Consider the following 15,522-nt stretch of genomic DNA (forward strand, 5'->3'; position numbering starts at 1 on the left):
CGAAGAGTACGGGTTCTTCTACCTTGAGCACGGCATCCCGAAAGACCGGATCGCACAAGCGATCCAGGCTTCCCGGCAGTTCTTCATACAGCCAGTCCAACAAGAACATGCCAATCGTTGCGCCGACTCTCTTGCTAAACAAAGGTGTACTCATGTCTAAGGATATCGTAGCCAAACTGGATGACAAGCTGCGCGCGAAACGCGAAAGCTTTGATAAGCTTCCGGTGGTTGACATCGCGCCGCTTCTCGATGGCAGCAATAAGCAGAAGGTGGCGAAGGAGATACGTTGGGCGTTGTCGAACACTGGGTTCATGTACGTGAAGAACCACAGTATTCCGCAGGAGTTTGTGGATTCGGTGTTCAATGTGAGCCGTCAGTTCTTTGATCTTCCCACGTCGCATAAGATGGCATTGCATATCAGCAAATCCGATGTGGCCTTTCGCGGATACGTTGAGCCGTTCGGGGAAAATACCGATCCGGGCAAGACGAAAGACTTGAAGGAGTGCTTTGACATCGGACCTGAACGCTCCACGTTGGAAGGCCCGTTTCTTGGCCCCAACCAGTGGCCCTCAGGTCTGCCCGAATTTCGGGAATTGACGTACGGCTACCATCAAAAGATGGTTGACCTCGCGAAAATACTCTTGAGGGGCATCGCGCTCAGTCTGGACCTGTCGGAAAGCTATTTCGAGAACTTTACGCGGGATCCGATCAGCGTTCAGCGCCTACTCCATTACCCGCCTCAGAGTGGTTATGTCAGCGAAGAGATCATCGGCATTGGCGCCCATACGGATTACGGCAACCTTGCCATCCTGGCGCAGGACGACGTGGGTGGTCTTCAGGTCATGAATCGACATGGCGATTGGGTCGAGGGCATTCCGATCCACGGCACATTTGTAATTAACATTGGCGATTTGATTCAACGGCTCACGAACGATCTCTATCTGGCGAACATGCACCGTGTCGTAAATATCTCGGGGCGCGAGCGATACTCAATCCCCTTCTTTATCGATGCTGATTTCAACGCCATCATCGAACCATTGCCATCATGTGTCACGGACAGCAACCCACTTCGCTACACGCCGGTGACGTGCGGCGAGCACAAATTCGCGCGTTTCACAGCAAGTTACGCTCACTTGGCCAAAGCGCGAGGAAGCGGACAGGCAATTGTGGTGCCCCCACGCTGAAAACCTCGGCAGGGAAACGACGGCGGAAACATTTTTGGGTGACGGGGCTTCTTCATGCTCCTGTACAGTGGTCGGATCCCACATAGTGAATACGGAAGTCCGCGCATGTCTCCCCAAATACCTTGTGGCTGTAGTTGGACAAGAGTGTCCGAAACCCGACGAAAAGGTCGCCATGAGCAGGCTTCGTATGGGGGCGGTTGCGCACTTAAACGGCGCGCCAATTCGGCACGCAACTTGCTAGGATGGCGGCGACGGGCGCAATCCGTTAAGGCGTGTGATTGGTCAAAATGACGGCGGTCTTTTGGGCCAGCGGATGAGGAGGATACGTGTTGTTTGTCCTCGACTCCCGATCTGATCGGATTCTTCAATGGTTCCTCAGCATTACGATCTCCCGTCACTGTCTGCTCTCACGGCATTCGAGGCCTCAGCACGCCATCTCTCATTCAAGCTTGCGGCTTCCGAATTGGGCATGACATCGGGAGAAATCAGCTGGCAGATCAAAGCCATTGAGGACGACCTGGGTGTTTCGCTGTTTGTGAGGCGAGGAACCGGCGTGGTGCTTACCAGCGCCGGCAAAGACATTTATAGCGTGCTGGCAACGTGCCTTTCCAAGGCGTCCAATGTTGTCAGGGCCATTAAACGCCATGGTTCCCGGAGTGCCGCAATGCCACCAGCGACGCGTTCGCGTCGATGTCGTTGACGCGCGCATGCCGCGCTGTTGGTCACTGCATGCTAGTCTCTCATGTGCTTGGGGCGAGTGTGCAAAGCAGTCGGATTGGCTGGACCTGCACAGGGCCGGGGATGGAACTCAGAGACGACGGTTGATCAGACTCTCATCCGCGGGTTGGATGCGGATTGGCTCGGCCACATAACTAGCGACGGGAGTTCCCCACCGTGGCCGCATCCCCGGCACTGCGCCCGGGTCGGGTCGAGACTCGTCTATGAAGAAGGCGGCCATCTCGCGCGCGATCGCGGCCACGACCACCATGGCATCTTGCTAGCGGCGCTGAGGCGACTATAGCGAGCGCACTAGACGTAAAACTTCTCTGATCCGGCGCATCGACAAATCTCTGGTTGGCATCAGGCTTCCTCGTCTTGAACGAGGCATCCTGTAGACTGGCTGAGTTGCGGGAGCGTCCCGCACCTTCGAAAAGCTGCTCACGCTTGTCTGAAATCGTTGCTCATGATCCCGTGAAATCCGTGCTTTACGATGCGGTGAAATCCGTGCTCACGCTCGTCTGAAATACGCAGATATCCGGGCTGTCGCGATCCATAGATCTTGATGCGAGCATCTTCCCCTCTACCGAAAGCCGCCTGCGCCTCGTCAGGGCCTTGGCTGTCGAACCCAATCGAAAACTGGATGGAGGCCAACCGCTACATCAACACGGATGATCTGCGCGAGCACAAGAAGCTCGCTCTGTGCCAAGCCGCATGACCAGCATCATGGCCGCCCATTTGCAGACCTTGACGCACACAACCCGCTCTGCGATCCACAACGCCATACTGAGCGTGCTGCGACGGGGAAAAATCGCGACGCGCTTCGCCAAAATCATTCGCCACGTCTGCGATCCGCCAAGACGGCGCAAAAGCCAATCCGCCGGAGCAAAGATAGCCGTCGTGCCTCCCTATGGTGGTCCCGCCTGTTCATTGGTCGTCATCATGACGTCACCTCAGAGGACGAGAAAAGATTGTTGAGGCACGGGTGCGAGCTGCTTCGGTCGTTCGCTGGATCCAAAAGCACCGTACGTGGAGAAAGCTCTCCATCATGCAAGGCGAGAAGGTGCTGGCCTACTTCCTTGTCCGTTGCCGTGAGCCGATGATTCAGACGAAGAAAGTCCATCCAGGTCGGCGTGCGGAATGTCTCTGTCCAAACGGCATTTGGAGGTATCGCTGGAGCGTCCAGTTCCGTACACCGGCACGGCTAAGAGCGCGGCGTTTGCGCGCATGGACCCGAGAAAGGCGTCGACATTCTTCTCGGAAATGGAATAATCGAGCTTGACAACAATAGGACCACTCCTTGGCTCAAATCGAGTGCCAGCTCCGGAGCGAGAAATCCGAACTTTCCTGATCCGCTTCTTCCCATCGACGGACCGGCATCACCATTCCCACTGCTGCAACCAGCAACAGACCCCCCGCCGCGCCCTCCAAAGCCCACGTTAAGGAGTAGTTCTGCGCTACAGAACCCCAAATCCAGGTGCCGGCAGCCATGCCGCCAGCGCTCAAGGGCGTAGTAGATCGAGAGCGTCCGGCCGACCCCCCACCTTGGGCTTGCCAACTGGACCGACACATCAATGGCCGTCCAGGTGACAAGCCAGCCCGCGCCACCGAATGCCAACGAAATGACTGCCACAGCCACCGACGGTGTAAGTGCACGGGAGAGGCTACACGCTGCACAGCGACAGAGGCGAACGCCACCAGCTGTTTTGAGATGTAAATCGCGTCAGAAGCCGTTGGTCATGCCCGCAAAGCCCGCATGCCGAATGGCACGCTGATCATTCCGGCCCTTGCCGGAGAGTGCGTCGACCAATGCCGTCAGCTACACCACAGAGACACGATCCGCGCGGCGTAACGAATCCTCGTCCCGGACCATGACTTCCCCAACTTTACGCGGAGAGAACCGCAGGGCATTTAGCGGCGCACGATCAAAGGGTCGGTGCCAATTTAGCACGGGTCGAAGCTTTACAGCCGATGCAAAAAAGTCTCTTGCCCATTGACTTTTATTCGAGTGGCTATTCTGAGCGACCATGCTGGCGGCAGTGGAAAGCGGTGTCGATGCGATCGGCGCGGCGATGGATTCTAACTCCGGCAACACCTCGCAACCTTGCCTCGGCTCGATGGTCGAGGCGCTGAAGCGCGCCGACCGCGATCCGGAGCTCGATCCGCAGGGGATTCGCCAGGTCTCGTTCTATTGGGAAGCGATGCGCAACCAGTACGCCGCCTTCGAAAGTAAATCCTTGCCGACGGCCGGACACGGTTGCGGCCTTTATCGGAAAGCCGGTACTCGGAACCGGCTGCACGTTCCGCCTCCGAAGGGGTACTGGGCGGCGAATTCAAGGGGTGCTCGACAAATATGACCTCTTGCTTATCGCGAATGAAGTGGTCTGCGGCTTCGCGCGGACCGGCGAGAAGTTCGGCTCCCACCAATATGGCAAGCGACCCTGCCCATTTCCGGTTCGATTATCGGCGACCGCGTCTGGTCGGTCTTGGAACAAGGAACTGAGAAGCACGGCCCTCTGGGCCATGGCTGGACATACTCTGGGCACACGCTCTGCGCGGCGGCCGCCCTTGCCAACATTCAGGGTACTTAAGGAAAGGAACATCTTGGAGCATGTCCGGGATGTCGGACCCTATTGGCTTTCCCGCATGAAAGCCGAACGACATATCGCGCCCTGAAACTGAGGGCGCAAATGAGGCCGACGATGCGTCCGCCGTTTCGCCGCATCTACGGGGGAGACTCAATGTGGGGCGCTTGAGGTTGGAAGGATAGAAAGGGCGGCCCCACGGCGATAGGACCTCGGGCAGTTGCCGGTAGGCCCACCTTAGAAATCCAGGCAGATTAGACGTCCGATCGCCTGTCCAATCATGTTGATCGAAAGGGGCATTGGACATCTCGCGGCGGAAGAGTTGCCGAATCAGCGCTGCTCGCCGTCCCATCTTGTTCCTTCGGCCCTACCTGGTCGTCTTTTTTGTCTGTTGCACGCGGAACGGGCAGGCTGTCGGCCATGGCGGGGACGTAAAGACCTGACTGCTAGGCTTTTTTTGGAGGACCTTTCCGTGGCTGATCGCAGAACACAATGCAGGAACGGTATCAGCCAGCTCCCAGCGCCCGGAGCGGCTTAGCTTACTCGCATCCGGATCTGAGATGACGTCCCGCAAGCTGTGCAGGAACTTGCTCGCTTCAACTCCGTCGACCGCGCGATGGTCGACCGATAGCAAGTCAGCATTTTAGCGACTTGCATATTGCGGCGAGACGGGACCTCGCGATTCCTGTGGCCAGAATGGCGCGCACAAAGGCTCTGGTCAACCAAACATTACTGTACAATTGGCGGTGCGCAAAAAAGTAACGTGGCTGGTGAAATTGTTTCGCCTGTTTAGCGAAGGATCCTCGCGTATAAAGTTTGGATCTAAGCTGAATGGAGTCAGTCATGTCCTTCGAAGGCATCATTCCGCCCGTCACAACGCCCTTTCATGCGGACGGATCGATCGATCGCGACGGTTTCTGCGTTATGATCGAGCATCTAGTCGCGTCAGGTGTACACGGCATCATTGTCGGTGGCACGACCGGCGAATACTACGCTCACGCGCGCGATGAACGCGTGGGCTTACTGAAGCTTGCCAGGAGCTCGGTAAAGGGAAAGGTGCCGCTGATCGCCGGCGTCGGCGCCATCCGCACCGAAGACTGCATCGAATATGCACTGGTCGCCAAGGACCTGAAGTACGATGGCATCCTAATCGGGTCGCCGTACTATGCTGCCCCTACGCAGCTCGAGCTTGCCAATCATGCGCTGGCGATCGACAAGGCGGCCAATCTGCCTGTGATGCTTTACAATTATCCCGGGCGCACCGGCACGATGATGGACCTCGAGTTCCTGGACCGGGTCGGTCGCAGTTCCAATTTCTGCGCCATCAAGGAGTCGAGCGGCAGCATGAACCAGCTGCACGCACTGGCCCGTGACTATCCGCACGTTGATCTGTTCTGCGGCATGGATGATCAGGCCCTCGAATTCTTCGCCTGGGGCGCAAAAGGATGGGTCTGCGGCGCTGGCAACTGCCTGCCGGCAGAGCATCTCGCGCTGTACGAAGCCTGCGTGATCGAGAAGGATTTCACCAAGGGCCGCCAGATCATGTCGGCGCTTCTGCCTCTGATGAGGCTTCTCGAACAGGGCGGCAAGTTCGTCCAGAGCATCAAGTTTGGGTGCGAATTGGCTGGATTGCCGGCTGGGCCCGTGCGCCGGCCGATGCGGGCGATCGACGACGAACAGAAGCGGGAACTCGAGTCGACGATTCGCACCCTTAAGGCAGTGATCTCGTCAATCAGTACAAAATCCCAGAAGAGGGCTTCCGAGAATGTCATCGCTATTAACGCGTGATGAGTACCAGAACCTGGCGGAGAGCCTGCCGCTGCCGACCAACGCAGTGATCGACGGCAAGGCGCGGGCAGCACAATCTGGGGATACCTTCGAGACCATTAACCCTGCGACGGGGCAGGTAATCGCCAGGATAGCGTCCTGCGATGAGGCCGACGTCGACCTTGCGGTCGAGAAGGCACTGCTGGCGTTTGAATCGGGCGTCTGGTCGCGTGCGCATCCGAGCGAGCGCAAGCGCGTTCTGCGGCGGCTGGTGAAACTCATGGAGCGCAACGCCCATGAACTGGCTGTGCTTGAGACGCTCGAAAGCGGCAAGCCGATCTATGACGTCGCAACCACAGACATTCCCGAGGCGCTCCATTGCCTGGAATGGCACGCTGAAGCCACCGACAAGCTCTACGGTCAGACGTCACCATCAGGTGACGATGTCGTGTCAATGATTGTGCGCCAGCCGCTTGGCGTGGTCGCCTGCGTTCTGCCCTGGAATTTCCCGATCCTGATGCTTGCCTGGAAGATCGGTCCGGCACTTGCGACGGGCAATTCCGTCATTGTCAAGCCAGCCGAGCAGACCAACATGTCGACGTTGCGGATCGCCGAGTTGGCGCATGAGGCCGGATTACCGCCAGGCGTCCTGCAGATCGTCACCGGTCCGGGCGAAGTGACCGGCAAGGCACTCGGCATGCATCCCGATATTGATATGGTCGCCTTCACCGGATCCACTGATGTCGGCCGAAAATTCCTGGAATATTCCGCCAAGTCCAACCTCAAGCGTATCGTACTCGAATGCGGCGGAAAGAACCCTTGCATCGTGCTCGATGACGCCGAGAACTTGGACGTTGTCGCACAGCACGTCACCCAAGCTGTCTTTTGGAACATGGGCGAGAACTGCTCGTCCAATTCCCGCCTGATCGTTCACGAGAAGATCAAGGACCGCTTGGTGGAAACGGTCCTCCACAAGCTCAAGGAATGGCCTTTGGGCGAGCCGTTGGATCCAGGCAATCGGCTCGGCGCAATCGTGTCGAAGGAGCAGTTCGACCGAATCATGGGCTACATCAAGAAGGGGCGGGCGGAAGGCGCCAGGATCGTCACCGGCGGCAACGCCCACAAGCATAGCAAAGGCTATTTCATCGAGCCGACCGTATTCGACGATGTCACGCCCGAAATGGCGATTGCGCGAGAAGAGATTTTCGGTCCAGTGCTGTCGGTGATCAAAGTGGCCAACGCTGACGAGGCGCTTCGGGTCGCCAATGATACGCCATACGGGCTTGCAGCGTCGATCTTTACCGCCAATCTTGGCAAGGCGCATCGCATCGCAAGGGACATTCGCGTCGGGACGGTGACCATCAACTGCTACGGCGAAGGAGACGTCACGACCCCCTTCGGCGGCTTCAAGCTGTCGGGTTTCGGGGGACGAGACAAGTCATTGCATGCCCACGACCAATATACAGAACTCAAGACCATCTGGGCGGACATTTCCGATCCTAAAGTCTCGCGTTCGGTAGACTAGCCTGGTTGCACAGATGAGCGATTATGAGGCTATCCGCACGCCTGCGGACACGTCCATGCCGGGCTGGTACGGTATTCTGCCGCCTCCCAAGGCACCTGAGGTGCTGCGCGGCCGTCACAAGGCGGACTGGCTCATTGTAGGAGCTGGGTTTGCTGGCTTGACGGCCGCGCGGCGCCTCTCACAACTGGTGCCGAACGAGCGCATAGTGGTGGTCGATGCTCAGCGCGTCGGCTGGGGTGCTGCCGGGCGCAACTCCGGCTTCATGATCGATCTTCCGCACGAGCTCGGTGGGGAGAACTACGGCGGAAGCCAGGACCACGATCGCAAGCGCATCCGCATGAACCGGGCCGCGATCGAATTCTCTGCTGCGGCCGCCGACGAATATGGGTTGCAGAAATTCTTCGTTCGGGCCGGCAAATACCATGGAGCTGCAACTGATCACGGTGTTGCCGTCCTGCGCGAATTCGAACAGCACCTGATGGGGCTAGGCGAGCCATTCGAGCGACTCGACGGGCCGGGGTTGAAGGAAATCACCGGAACCGACTTCTTCGTTGGCGGTACCTTCACGCCGGGAACGGTAATGGCACAGCCGGCCGGCTTCATCCGTGGACTCGCCGAAGGCTTGTCAAGGCGTGTGCAGCTATTCGAGAATTCACCGGTCACATCTTTGCGGACCGGCAAACTGCACACTGCCAAGACGGCTGAGGGCGAGATCAAAGCGCCGCGGTTGATACTGACAGTCAACGGTCATCTCGAAAGCTTTGGTTTCTTCAAGAAACGTCTGCTGCATGTGTTCACCTACGCCAGCATGACGAGGCCGCTCTCCAAGTGCGAACAGGCAGATCTGGGCGGTGAGCCGCATTGGGGCTTGATCCCGGCCGACCCGATGGGATCAACCATCCGCAGGATCGGCGACCGGATCGTCGTCCGCAACACCTTCACCTACAATCCGGACATGTCCAGCAGTGAGAAGCAGATCCGTCGGATCGGCGCAGTGCACGATCGATCATTTGAGGCGCGCTTTCCGATGCTGGGTGAAATACCGATGGAATTTCGCTGGGGAGGCCACTTATGTCTCTCCCTCAATTCCGCGCCCGCATTCGGCGAAATTGAAGACAGAGTCTTCGTAGCCGGATGCTGCAATGGCCTCGGAACGGTGCAAGGCACCCTCTACGGGATGTTGGCTGCTGATCTTGCCGTTGGCAGCAATGAACGAATGGTTAAGGACGCGTTGAACGAGCCAACTCCGGTGCGGCTCTATCCGAAGCCGATCATATCGATCGGAGCCCCCCTAAAGCTTTGGGCGATGCAGCGGCGCGCTGGACGCGAGCTGTAGCAATCAAACTGCCGGCTCTTCGACACAGACCTCTATCAACCATGTCCGGAAGAGCTCGGCCGCAGGCGAGAGCGTTCGATTATCGTTCCAGGTGAGATAATATCCTCCGGGCGCAGGCAGCTCGAGATCGGTAATCCTGACCAGCTTGTCCTCTTCTATCAGCGGCCGCACCAGCCGGTGCCAACCTACCGCAACACCTTGATTCGCCTGGGCCGCCTGCAAAGTCACGAAGAACTTGCCGAACCTGCGACCACGGGGCGCGCCGTGGGGAATTCCGGCGCGGCGCAGAACTTCGTCCCAGTCAGGCCATTCGGGATCGACCCAGTTGACGTGCAGGAGTGGAAGCTCGGACAGCGACTCTGCCGTGGCATCGCGGTGCTCTCGAGCGAAATCAGGGCCGCAGACAGGATAGATGACATCGTCAAAAAGGCGTTCGCTGGTTTCGTCGGACCACGAACCAAATCCATAACGGATGCGCAACTCCACTTCAGCGCGCCGGTAGTCTCTCGAATTGTCAGAAATAAGATGATCGACCGCAATGTCAGGATAGCGATCCCAAAAGCCGGGCATGCGAGGTATCAACCACATCGATGCAAATGCATCTGAACAGGCAACGGTAACATTTTTGGAGCGATCGCCGCGCTTGACGGTTCTCACAACCTCGGAGGCTTTCGAAAAACCGCTTGCTAGCACAGCATAAAGATCTTCCCCGGCGCTGGTGAGCATGACACCACTCCCAAGCCGTACGAAAAGAGGAACGCCGATCTCCTCCTCAATGGCTTTGATTTGCCGACTAACCGCGCCTGGCGTTACGTTGAGCTCGGAGGCCGCAAGTTTGAACGATAGGTGCCTGGCGGATGCCTCGAACACCGCCAGGGCAGTCAAGGAGGGCAGGTCGTAATAGCGGCGAACCATCTCAAGCTCCAAAAACTGCGATGATTGCGCGGCGCGACACCTTAAGCAAGAGGCGCTCAAGACGTCGGAACCCCACCTTGCAGGGCGGTGCGATAGCCTGGATTGCCTGTTGCCGCAATCCCAAACCTTTTTGCGGGGAAGATTAAGAAAACCGCGCACATCGCCGTTCGCGATATGCGACGCCGTCGCATACGCGCACCATCATCACCTTGCCCGAAGAGATGCGTCGTTCGCTGACCTGGGATCAGGGAGCCGAAATGGCTCAGCACGATCGTCTCAAAATCGACGCGGGTGTCCAAGTCTACTTCCGCGATCTGCAATCCCCATGGCAGCGCGGCACCAACGAGAACACCAATGGGCTGCTGCATCAGTACTTCCCGAAAGGCACCGACCTGAGCATCAACAGCGCCGACGAGATCGCCGCCGTGGCAGCGGCCCTCAATGCCGGCCGATAAAGACCCTGGGTTGGAAAACGCCGGCAGAGGGGCTTGACGAGTTGCTGCCATGAGCGACCACAATTGATGTTGCGACGACGGTTTGAATCCGCCCAATAGGCCGGACTCCTCTACCTTAACGTTCTCGCCGAGCACGATCTTATTAGATCGATGGGCCGAGGCAATCCCTACGATAATGCGAAAGCGGAAAGCTTCATGAAGACGATGAAGGTCGAAGCCGTCTATCCGATGGGCCTACGAAACCTTCGCCGACGTCGCTGAGGACCTTCCCCGCTTGATTGATGAGGTTTACAACACCCGTCGATTGCACTCAGCGCTCGGCTATCTCAGCCCGCAACAGTTCGAGAACCAACACGCCCGGCAGATGGTCAAAACCGCGGCTTGACCCTTTCCGATCTGAGGGGCGCACTCCATATATAGGTCGAACTTTGCGCGGCAAGGTGGCTCGACTGTGTCACCCTTGTGATCATGGAGCGGCCGGAGGTAACGGGTAAGCGAGCTTCATACTTTCCGTTTGGAACGGCTCACACCGACTAGCTTTCGAGCCGGGTTCAATGGAACGGGGGCCGAGTGTTCTGGAGCAATGCCAGCGACCTTTAGGCCGGAGGCCTATTGCGAGCAACTCATCGAGGACTTCATCCGAACCAACGGACGGCTGTACCTACCCGTCAACAACACCGGCATTATCCATGGCTGACAAACTGGCAGGCAAGATTGCGATTGTGACCGGCGGTGGGCGCGGCATTGGCGCGTGCAACACCCAGCGCTTTGCGGAGGAGGAAGCAATGGGTCGCCATCCTACAGAGGAACGCGGCGCCTGAGACGATGCTGAACGAGCGCTTGTTCTATGTGCAGGCGGACCTTTCGACGTTCCATGAAATTAGCTCCGCCGTCCAGACTGTGATCGAGCAGTTTGGCGGTTTGGACATCCTCGTCAACAACGCCGGGCTAACGTTCGAGAAGAGTGTCGACGAGATGACCGAGGCGGACTGGGCCAGATGATGGTCATCAATCTGAAAAGTCCATTCCTATTGACAAAGGCGGCAATGCCGCATCTTCGGAAGCGGGTAGTGCAAGCATCGTCAACATCGCTCGATCGAAGGGCTGGCGTCCAATCCCGGGCATTCCGCCTCGAAAGCGGGCATGCACGGCTTAACGGCGGCGGTCGTCATTGACCATGGGCACGTGGGGATTCGATGCAATGCCATCGCGCCCGGTTGGATCACCTCCGACCTGAGCGATCAGCGACAGAATGGCCGACAGCGCTCGCATCCGCAGGAACTGCTCACAATGCATCCAGTCGGGCGTCTTGGCGAGCCGACAGATGTCGGCAATCTCGCTGTCTGGCTCGCCTCGGAAGAAAGCGCCTTCGTGACCGGTCAGGTCTACGTCATCGATGGCGGCCGCACCAAAAAACTGCCGCTGCCGATTGAGTGAATAGGCGGAGTCCCCGCCGATGGCTCCGCTTTGTCTGGCAGCTGGATCGAACCTTGTCGCTGATGCGCGTGACACGCGATTGACCTGCAGGCGGGCGCCGACTATGGATGCGATGATGACCTTCAACAATCACGGCAGCGCTTTGATTGACGCCTGCTATGAACGAGCGCTACCATTACGACAGCTCGACCCACAGATCAGAAGGTCGAATGACTGGCGAGCTTCGCTGCGATAGTGTCTCACGTACGCCGGCTTTCAGGACTCCTCGCGTGACCCGGCCGACCGGGGCCGAAATAAAGTCACTCGTCACGCTATTTTTTTACGCCCCCTCCCGGGGGGAAGTCATGTTACCTCTTACTACTGAACCAGTTCAGAAATCTGGAACGGGGAACGAAAATGAACGGATGTGGCCTTTTGAATCCGTTTGATTGCGGGAAATTGCCGCTCGCCGCATGGGTAAGCGATGCATTACGTTGGACAGTTGAAAACTATCGGCCTTTCTTCCAAACAGTTAAGACGCCGTTTGACACAGTCCTGCAGTCGCTCACCCATTTCATGACCGCCGCACCGCCTACGCTGGTTATCGTGGTCATCGCGTCGCTGGCGTGGCAGCTTGCAGGCTGGCGGCTAGCCGCTTCAATATCGGCTATTCTCGTCTCTGTAGGATTTATCGGCGTTTGGCCCGAAACCATGATTACACTGGCCATCGTGCTTACCGCGCTGGTCTTTTCGTTGTCTATCGGCCTTCCACTCGGGATTCTGTCAACCCGGTCCGAGTTATTATATAAGATGCTAAGGCCAATTCTCGATGGAATGCAAACGATCCCAGCCTTCGTTTATCTGGTTCCCGTTGTCATGCTGTTCGGCATAGGCAACGTGCCCGGTGTGATCGTCACCGTGATCTTTGCCGTCGCACCGGTGATCCGGTTGACTTATTTGGGCATCCGCCAGGTGCCGGAAGAGGTCAATGAAGCTATGCGCGCTTTTGGCGCGACCGATCGTCAATTGCTGTGGAAAGCTCAACTTCCTTTGGCGCTGCCCACAATCATGGCAGGTGTGAATCAAACGCTGATGATGTCCCTGTCCATGGTGGTGGTCGCCTCGATGATCGCAGTTGGCGGACTCGGCCAGATGGTGCTTCGTGGCATTGGCCGCCTCGATGTTGGGCTCGCCAGTATAGGAGGCCTCGGCATTGTCGCGCTGGCGATCATTCTCGATCGGATGACGCAAGCCCTCGCCCAGCCTCGAAGGCGTCCAGGGGAAATCTGGGCCCGCGGACCAGCTGCGGCGCTCCGTTACGCGATGCGCACCTTTCGAGCGTCTTCCAGCCGGCCCCCGGCGGCTGAAGCTGAATGAACAGAGGTGTTGAATGAGCCAGCCCGTTGTTCAGTGTTCCGGCATCTGGAAGATCTTCGGAAGTAACGCTAAAGCCGCCCTTCAGGCTATTCGGGAACAAGGACTTTCCAAGTCTGAGGTATTAAAAAAGTACGGAGCTGTCATTGCGGTTGCTGACGTGACCTTCTCCGTGGCGGAGGGGGAAATTTTTTGCATAATGGGTTTATCCGGTTCGGGCAAGTCGACCCTGATCAGACACATCAACCGCTTAGTGGAGCCCACCGATGGCGAAATCATTGTAGCTGGGCGCAATGTAAGTCGACTAATCAACTCTCAACTCCGCGATCTACGCTCTACGAGCGTTGGGATGGTATTTCAAAACATGGCGTTGTTGCCCCATCGCAGCGTTCAAGACAACGTCGCTCTGAGCCTTGAGTTGCGTGGTGTCGGCAAGGCCCAGCGGTTGCACACCGCAAAGGAAAAGCTTGAGCTCGTAGGCTTGGAAGAGTGGGCGTCGAGATTTCCCGATGAGTTATCCGGCGGCATGAAACAACGTGTCGGCTTGGCTCGGGCTATGGCGGCAGACCCCGAAATCCTTTTGATGGACGAGCCCTTTTCTGCTCTTGATCCGTTGATTCGCCGCCAACTTCAGCAGCAGTTCCTGGAACTCGCCAAGGTCGTCAAAAAGACCACCATCTTCATCACTCACGATCTCGATGAAGCAATTAGGCTAGGTACTCATATTGCGATCATGAAGGACGGCAGGTTCGTCCAGATTGGAACCCCGGAGGAAATTGTCACAGAACCCGCGGACGAGTACGTCGCAGACTTTGTGAAGGGCATTTCGAGGCTTGAACTTGTGACCGCTCGCAGGATCATGACACCGATTCCGAACCCATCAGCCATGGCGCATCACAATGGAGCAACGGTGGCAGCTACCGACAAGATCGGTGCCATAATCGATTTGGCAACCCATCATAGTGGGGACATAACTGTGATGGACGACAAGCAGCCAGTGGGCACGATATCGCGTCGTGATCTGCTCATCGGCATCCGAGGTTGAGCGAAAGTCCAGGGGACCCCTCGAGTTGGCGGCGGCAAATCTATCGGCGTGCACGCCAACCGCCATGAGGTCTAAATTGTTTCAACATTGATGCCTGATTAAAGGCCCTCGGCGATGTTTTAGGGTAACGGTTCTTCCTTTTCGCAGGATATAGCCGTCAGGTCGCGCTGACAACACAGCAGAGAGCAAATGCCATCAGTGCGCCGCACCTCCTTCAGTGACAAGTTCGATCTAGCAGGGAAAACCGCTCTGATAACCGGCGCGGGACGCGGCATCGGTTTGCAGATCGCCCTTACCTTGCAACAAGCCGGTGCCGACATTAACTCCTTATTGACGCCGACGAAATTCGAGCGGATGACGCTGCAGATCAGCTCCCCGTCAAGCCGCAGGTCCCTCAGCTCGACATCACTGATTCTCAGGCGTTGCGCGATCTCGCTGGCAGAATTGGCTTTTGTCCCGACATGCATCAACAATGCCGGCCTGTCTCGTGCGGCTCGACCAAGCGTACCACGGACGAGGATTGGCGCGTCGTTCTGTCCGTGAATTTGGATGGTGTCTTCTCGGCTCGCTCATGGCGGAGCGTGGGTCGGGGGCCATTGTAAACATCGGTTCTATGTGCAGGGATGTCGTCACCCAAGTCCGGGGTTAACACGGTGACCGAGACACTTGCGTGCGAGTGGGCGAGGTCTCGTGTTCGCGTGAATGCAGTTGCCTCTGGGGTTGTACGTCTGAGATGACAGACAAGTATCCCGAAGAACTGGTAGAGGCATGGTCTGACCAGACACCGATGCGTCGTTTCGGCCAGCCTCATGAGATCGCGGCTGCGGTCCAATTCCTAGCGAGCGATGCAGCGGGCTATATGACGGGTACTGTTCTGTTAGGCCGGCGACGGAGGGTGGCGCGATCGCGCTGGCCACTGGTCAGATGTGCTATCTACTGGAGGGCATCGATTGGCGAAACCCGCAGCAGACTTTGGCACGTTGCGGGCTTTCGTCCGTTACGTTGAGCGCGCTCAGCTCGATGACCCCCCGCCACCCAGACGATGGCGCTGGACTTCGTCCTGTCGTTCGGCGGGGGGGGGCCCCCCCCCCCCCCCCCCCCCCGCGGGGGGCCGCCCGGGGAAGACTATATGGCGCCCGGTGGGCACCCCCACCACCCCCCCGGCGGGCCCGCGCGGAGCCCACACACCCCCCCAAGGGCCCC

The 15,522-nt window shown here is 57.9% G+C and carries 15 protein-coding genes and 5 pseudogenes; 17 read left to right on the forward strand and 3 right to left on the reverse strand.

The annotated features are described in order from the left end of the window. The 4 genes and pseudogenes from NKH16_RS33780 to NKH16_RS33795 all read left to right on the forward strand — a co-directional run. The coding region (locus tag NKH16_RS33780; RefSeq protein ID WP_352903806.1) for a 2-oxoglutarate and iron-dependent oxygenase domain-containing protein at positions 1-160 on the forward strand (160 nt) is incomplete at its 5' end. Beyond that, complete coding sequence (locus tag NKH16_RS33785; RefSeq protein ID WP_352903783.1) at positions 153-1,184, forward strand: isopenicillin N synthase family dioxygenase; 1,032 nt, start codon at positions 153-155, stop codon at positions 1,182-1,184. The genes NKH16_RS33780 and NKH16_RS33785, both read left to right, overlap by 8 nt. A 367-nt stretch (positions 1,185-1,551) precedes the next feature. Further along, positions 1,552-1,884: a LysR family transcriptional regulator gene (locus NKH16_RS33790; RefSeq protein WP_352903785.1), complete on the forward strand. Its 333-nt coding sequence runs from the start codon at positions 1,552-1,554 to the stop codon at positions 1,882-1,884. 590 nt (positions 1,885-2,474) lie between these two features. Then, positions 2,475-2,619: pseudogene (locus NKH16_RS33795) on the forward strand (IS256 family transposase); the annotation flags it as partial. A 230-nt stretch (positions 2,620-2,849) separates the two neighbouring features. Here the strand turns inward: NKH16_RS33795 and NKH16_RS33800 are convergent. Then, a pseudogene (locus NKH16_RS33800) lies at positions 2,850-3,579 on the reverse strand (MFS transporter); the annotation flags it as partial. 329 nt (positions 3,580-3,908) lie between these two features. Between NKH16_RS33800 and NKH16_RS33805 the strand changes: the two are divergent. After that, positions 3,909-4,132: pseudogene (locus NKH16_RS33805) on the forward strand (hypothetical protein); the annotation flags it as partial. 37 nt (positions 4,133-4,169) lie between these two features. Next, a complete protein-coding gene (locus tag NKH16_RS33810) occupies positions 4,170-4,577 on the forward strand; it encodes a PLP-dependent aminotransferase family protein (protein ID WP_352903808.1) in 408 nt (135 codons plus the stop codon). Between the two features lie 276 nt (positions 4,578-4,853). Here the strand turns inward: NKH16_RS33810 and NKH16_RS33815 are convergent, their stop codons facing one another. After that, positions 4,854-5,120 (reverse strand): 2-oxo acid dehydrogenase subunit E2, encoded by a 267-nt coding sequence (locus NKH16_RS33815; RefSeq protein WP_352903787.1) that lies wholly within the window; start codon positions 5,118-5,120, stop codon positions 4,854-4,856. 209 nt (positions 5,121-5,329) lie between these two features. Between NKH16_RS33815 and NKH16_RS33820 the strand changes: the two genes are divergently transcribed. From NKH16_RS33820 to NKH16_RS33830, 3 genes are read left to right on the forward strand one after another with little or no spacing between them, the layout of a single operon-like run. After that, positions 5,330-6,274, forward strand: a complete 945-nt coding sequence (locus NKH16_RS33820) for a dihydrodipicolinate synthase family protein (protein WP_352903789.1) — start codon at positions 5,330-5,332, stop codon at positions 6,272-6,274. Next, entirely contained in the window at positions 6,252-7,778 is a 1,527-nt protein-coding gene (locus NKH16_RS33825; RefSeq protein ID WP_352903790.1) for an aldehyde dehydrogenase, read from the forward strand. Before NKH16_RS33820 ends, NKH16_RS33825 begins: the two co-directional genes overlap by 23 nt. Positions 7,779-7,791: 13 nt before the next feature. Continuing rightward, positions 7,792-9,114: an NAD(P)/FAD-dependent oxidoreductase gene (locus NKH16_RS33830; RefSeq protein WP_352903792.1), complete on the forward strand. Its 1,323-nt coding sequence runs from the start codon at positions 7,792-7,794 to the stop codon at positions 9,112-9,114. 3 nt (positions 9,115-9,117) lie between these two features. Here the strand turns inward: NKH16_RS33830 and NKH16_RS33835 are convergent, their stop codons facing one another. Beyond that, on the reverse strand, positions 9,118-10,029 hold the full coding sequence (locus NKH16_RS33835) for a LysR substrate-binding domain-containing protein (RefSeq protein WP_352903794.1): 912 nt from the start codon (positions 10,027-10,029) through the stop codon (positions 9,118-9,120). A 197-nt stretch (positions 10,030-10,226) separates the two neighbouring features. Here NKH16_RS33835 and NKH16_RS33840 point away from each other — a divergent pair. The 8 genes and pseudogenes from NKH16_RS33840 to NKH16_RS33880 all read left to right on the forward strand — a co-directional run. Beyond that, positions 10,227-10,537: pseudogene (locus NKH16_RS33840) on the forward strand (IS30 family transposase); the annotation flags it as partial. 636 nt (positions 10,538-11,173) lie between these two features. Then, positions 11,174-11,305 carry a hypothetical protein gene (locus tag NKH16_RS33850; protein ID WP_352903811.1) on the forward strand — a complete coding sequence of 44 codons (132 nt, stop codon included), beginning with the start codon at positions 11,174-11,176 and terminating at the stop codon, positions 11,303-11,305. After that, a pseudogene (locus tag NKH16_RS33855) lies at positions 11,253-11,921 on the forward strand (SDR family NAD(P)-dependent oxidoreductase). The gene NKH16_RS33850 and the pseudogene NKH16_RS33855 overlap by 53 nt, the downstream one beginning before the upstream one ends. Positions 11,922-12,317: 396 nt before the next feature. After that, positions 12,318-13,277, forward strand: coding sequence for an ABC transporter permease (locus NKH16_RS33860; protein ID WP_352903796.1), 960 nt, complete (start codon positions 12,318-12,320; stop codon positions 13,275-13,277). Positions 13,278-13,290: 13 nt separating this feature from the next. After that, positions 13,291-14,319 (forward strand): quaternary amine ABC transporter ATP-binding protein, encoded by a 1,029-nt coding sequence (locus tag NKH16_RS33865; RefSeq protein WP_352903798.1) that lies wholly within the window; start codon positions 13,291-13,293, stop codon positions 14,317-14,319. A 189-nt stretch (positions 14,320-14,508) separates the two neighbouring features. Next, complete coding sequence (locus NKH16_RS33870) at positions 14,509-14,862, forward strand: hypothetical protein (protein ID WP_352903800.1); 354 nt, start codon at positions 14,509-14,511, stop codon at positions 14,860-14,862. An 80-nt stretch (positions 14,863-14,942) separates the two neighbouring features. After that, positions 14,943-15,056 carry an SDR family oxidoreductase gene (locus tag NKH16_RS33875; protein ID WP_352903802.1) on the forward strand — a complete coding sequence of 38 codons (114 nt, stop codon included), beginning with the start codon at positions 14,943-14,945 and terminating at the stop codon, positions 15,054-15,056. Then, the gene (locus NKH16_RS33880) at positions 15,053-15,325 is read left to right on the forward strand and encodes an SDR family oxidoreductase (RefSeq protein ID WP_352903804.1); all 273 of its coding nucleotides are present in this window, start codon (positions 15,053-15,055) and stop codon (positions 15,323-15,325) included. Before NKH16_RS33875 ends, NKH16_RS33880 begins: the two co-directional genes overlap by 4 nt. The last annotated feature ends 197 nt before the right edge of the window (positions 15,326-15,522 follow it).

Origin of the sequence: Mesorhizobium sp. M1307 (assembly GCF_040318155.1) — a bacterium.
Classification (GTDB): Bacteria; Pseudomonadota; Alphaproteobacteria; order Rhizobiales; family Rhizobiaceae; genus Mesorhizobium.

Bases quoted from the DNA above. Each gene is read 5' to 3' on its own strand.
- NKH16_RS33830 (WP_352903792.1), top strand. From the start codon at position 7,792: ATGAGCGATTATGAGGCTATCCGCACGCCTGCGGACACGTCCATGCCG.
- NKH16_RS33850 (WP_352903811.1), top strand. From the start codon at position 11,174: ATGGCTGACAAACTGGCAGGCAAGATTGCGATTGTGACCGGCGGTGGG.
- NKH16_RS33865 (WP_352903798.1), top strand. From the start codon at position 13,291: ATGAGCCAGCCCGTTGTTCAGTGTTCCGGCATCTGGAAGATCTTCGGA.
- NKH16_RS33820 (WP_352903789.1), top strand. From the start codon at position 5,330: ATGTCCTTCGAAGGCATCATTCCGCCCGTCACAACGCCCTTTCATGCG.
- NKH16_RS33790 (WP_352903785.1), top strand. From the start codon at position 1,552: ATGGTTCCTCAGCATTACGATCTCCCGTCACTGTCTGCTCTCACGGCA.
- NKH16_RS33860 (WP_352903796.1), top strand. From the start codon at position 12,318: ATGAACGGATGTGGCCTTTTGAATCCGTTTGATTGCGGGAAATTGCCG.
- NKH16_RS33875 (WP_352903802.1), top strand. From the start codon at position 14,943: ATGTCGTCACCCAAGTCCGGGGTTAACACGGTGACCGAGACACTTGCG.
- NKH16_RS33835 (WP_352903794.1), bottom strand. From the start codon at position 10,029: ATGGTTCGCCGCTATTACGACCTGCCCTCCTTGACTGCCCTGGCGGTG.
- NKH16_RS33825 (WP_352903790.1), top strand. From the start codon at position 6,252: ATGTCATCGCTATTAACGCGTGATGAGTACCAGAACCTGGCGGAGAGC.
- NKH16_RS33785 (WP_352903783.1), top strand. From the start codon at position 153: ATGTCTAAGGATATCGTAGCCAAACTGGATGACAAGCTGCGCGCGAAA.
- NKH16_RS33870 (WP_352903800.1), top strand. From the start codon at position 14,509: ATGCCATCAGTGCGCCGCACCTCCTTCAGTGACAAGTTCGATCTAGCA.
- NKH16_RS33880 (WP_352903804.1), top strand. From the start codon at position 15,053: ATGACAGACAAGTATCCCGAAGAACTGGTAGAGGCATGGTCTGACCAG.